Origin of the sequence: Lacrimispora sp. (genome assembly GCF_032078915.1) — a bacterium.
Lineage (GTDB): Bacteria > Bacillota > Clostridia > Lachnospirales > Lachnospiraceae > Lacrimispora.
Window position 1 is genome coordinate 8369 of sequence record NZ_DAMAUN010000135.1, and the last position, 3085, is coordinate 11453.

A 3085-nucleotide genomic window follows, 5' to 3' on the forward strand; every position below is an offset into this window, starting at 1 on the left:
TTTAAACATCCTCTGCAGCATACCAATGGAAGCTTTATCCTTTTCAATGATAAATTTTCCGGCCTGGACAAAATATTCATCCCTGTCATTTCCGCCGCCCCTTATCTCTCCTCCTGCAGGCGCAGAAGCGATCATGCTTTCTACTTCCGGGTTGTAATCTGCAGTCATCCCCTGCTCTGTTAAGAAATCCACCACCTTGGAGACTTCAGAATCCGATACAAAGGCGCCCTGAACACGCATCGGTTTTGGATATCCCGCCGGATAAAAGAGCATATCGCCTTTTCCAAGAAGCTTTTCCGCACCATTCATATCGATAATGGTCCTGGAATCCACACCGGAAGAAACCGCAAATGCTACCCTGGAGGGAACATTGGCCTTAATGAGACCTGTTATGACATTTACCGACGGACGCTGGGTGGCAATGACCAGATGGATACCCGCAGCTCTGGCAAGCTGGGCCAGACGGCAGATGGAATCTTCCACTTCTCCGGGAGCTACCATCATCAGATCCGCAAGCTCGTCGATAATGATGACGATCTGAGGCATCTTTTTGGGCTTATCTTCATCCTCAATATCTTTTATACTCTCTACCTTTTCATTATATCCCTTAATTTCCCTGACATTATACTGAGCGAACTTATTATAACGGTCCGTCATCTCCGCCACCGCCCAGTTTAAGGCTCCGGAAGCCTTCTTGGGATCAGTGACCACAGGGAGCAGTAAATGGGGAATTCCATTATAAACACTTAATTCCACCACCTTGGGATCTACCATGATCAGTTTTACATCCTCCGGGTCCGCCTTAAAAATGATGCTCATAATCAAGGTGTTGATGCAGACGGATTTACCAGATCCAGTGGCTCCGGCGATCAAAAGGTGGGGCATCTTTGCAATGTCAGTGACAACCACCTGGCCGCCGATGTCTTTGCCCACCGCAAACGCAATTTTGGAGGAATGTTTCTGGAAGCTGTCTGCCTCCAGAATATCCCGTAAGTATACCATTTGGTTTTCTTTATTGGGTACCTCGATACCCACCGCCGATTTTCCTGGTATAGGAGCTTCAATTCGGATATCAGCGGCTGCCAGGCTCAATTTGATGTCATCTGCCAGGCTTACGATCTTACTGACCTTTACCCCCTGCTCCGGATGAAGTTCATACCTGGTTACGGAGGGTCCGCAGCTTATATTGGTAACAGTAACCCCGACCCCGAAATTCTGAAGGGTCCGCTGAAGCTTGATGGCAGTATCCTTGTATTCCCGGTCGGAAAAGACTGCTGATTTTCCTTTTTTAAGCAGGGAGAGAGGCGGAAACTTATATTCCTGTTTCACAATCTCCTGTTTTTGCTTGATTTCAAGGCTGACACTTAATCCGTCTTCCTTTGCTGCCTCTTCCCGTTTCTTTTCCAGCTTTTTCTGAAGAGCTTCCGTATCTGTTTCTATTACCTTGCCGGAAGCGGTGACCACCTGTTTTGGCTCCTCAGGAATGACAAAGGTATCATTTTCTTCCACAGGATAGAACTCCTCTTCCACAAACTCCAATTCCTTTAAGGTCTTGACCTCTTTCTTCATATATATGGAAGGTTCTTCCAGAGCCTCAGCAAACGTTGTTCCTCCCACATCGGGGTCAAAGGGAACAATATCCTCATCATCTTCCGGCACAGGTGAAAAACTGCCCCGGAAAATATCCGCAGGATTGAGTTCGTCTTCTTCCACAGAAGTAACGGCAGACAGCCGTTTCGCCTGGACCATAATATCATCTGCAAGATTGTCAGGAGCTTCCTCAACCTGCTCTTTTACATCGCTTTCTTCCTGGGCTTCTTCCAGCTTTGTGGCATCTAAATTGACTCCCCGAAGCTTTTTCTCTTCCAAAAGCTGTTTGCGGGCTTCCTGGCGCATTGCATGAACTTCCATGCGCATGTCAACATTTTCCCGGGCATGGCGGTACGCCTTTCCGCTTCCTTTTTTCACAATATCTACAAACGATTTTTCCGTAATGCAGACCGCAGATATGACAAGAAGGACTCCTATCACCAGATAGGCTCCCACTACGCCGATTATGGAGACAAGCCCACCTGCCAGAAGGCCGCCTATAATGCCGCCTCCTCTTCCGCTTACGGATGCCTCAAAATAAATGTCGGCAAGTCCTAAACCCTCGCCGGCCTTTGCTCCAAAAAGGAGCTGTAAAAATCCACACAAAGAAACCAGCGCCAGAATAAAAGACGCCAGTTTAAAAGCAGCCCTGGGATTTCCCTGGTTGGAGATGTAAAACGCGGTTCCTGCAAACAGCAGCACAGGCGCGACATATCCCACACTTCCGAATATACCTAACTGTACGCTCCGCAGAAAATCCCCGACCACGCCGCATAAATGAAAGTTGCTAAAAAACAGAATGGCCGCAGCCAAAAATGACATAATGATCACGACTTCTGAATGGATAAATTCCGGTTCCGGTAAAATCACATTTTTTTTGGCGGCGGTATTTCTTGTTCTCCCGTTTTTCCCTTTTTTAGCTGTTGTACGTTTCTTCGTTGTCTCAGGCACAATAACTACCCCCTTCTATCCGTTGGTAACAGTATACAAAAAAATCGGGAGAATTGCAACGATTAACGGGAAGCAGTTTCCATCAGTTCATATAATTTTTTTAAAGCATCCTTGATTCCGCCCACTTCATTAATCAGTCCTTCTTTTACCGTTTCCTCGCCAACCAGCACGGTTCCCAAGTCTCTGGTAAGCATTTCCGTATTCAGCATAAGACGTTTTAACTGGTCGTAAGCGATCTCTGCATGGGTGGAAACAAAGCTTAAGATCCGGTCCTGTATCATTTCAAAATATTCATAAGTCTGAGAGGCGCCAATCACCATTCCTGTCATTCTTACGGGATGAACCATCATGGTTCCAGTTGGTACGATAAAGGAATAATCCGTGCAGACTGCTAAGGGAACTCCAATGGAATGGCTTCCTCCAAGAACCAGGGATACGGTCGGGATGCTTAAGGAAGCGATCATCTCCGCTATGGCGAGGCCTGCATCCACGTCGCCGCCGGAGGTATTTAAGAGAACCAAAAGCCCTTCCACGGAATCATCAT

General features: G+C 47.1%; 2 protein-coding genes. Both read right to left on the reverse strand.

The annotated features are described in order from the left end of the window. On the reverse strand, positions 1 to 2541 hold a 2541-nt coding region (locus tag RT269_RS28240), incomplete at its 3' end, for an FtsK/SpoIIIE family DNA translocase (protein ID WP_313187711.1). A 62-nt stretch (positions 2542 to 2603) separates the two neighbouring features. Continuing rightward, positions 2604 to 3085 (reverse strand): ClpP family protease (locus tag RT269_RS28245; RefSeq protein ID WP_313187712.1); only part of this gene is annotated, 482 nt, incomplete at its 5' end.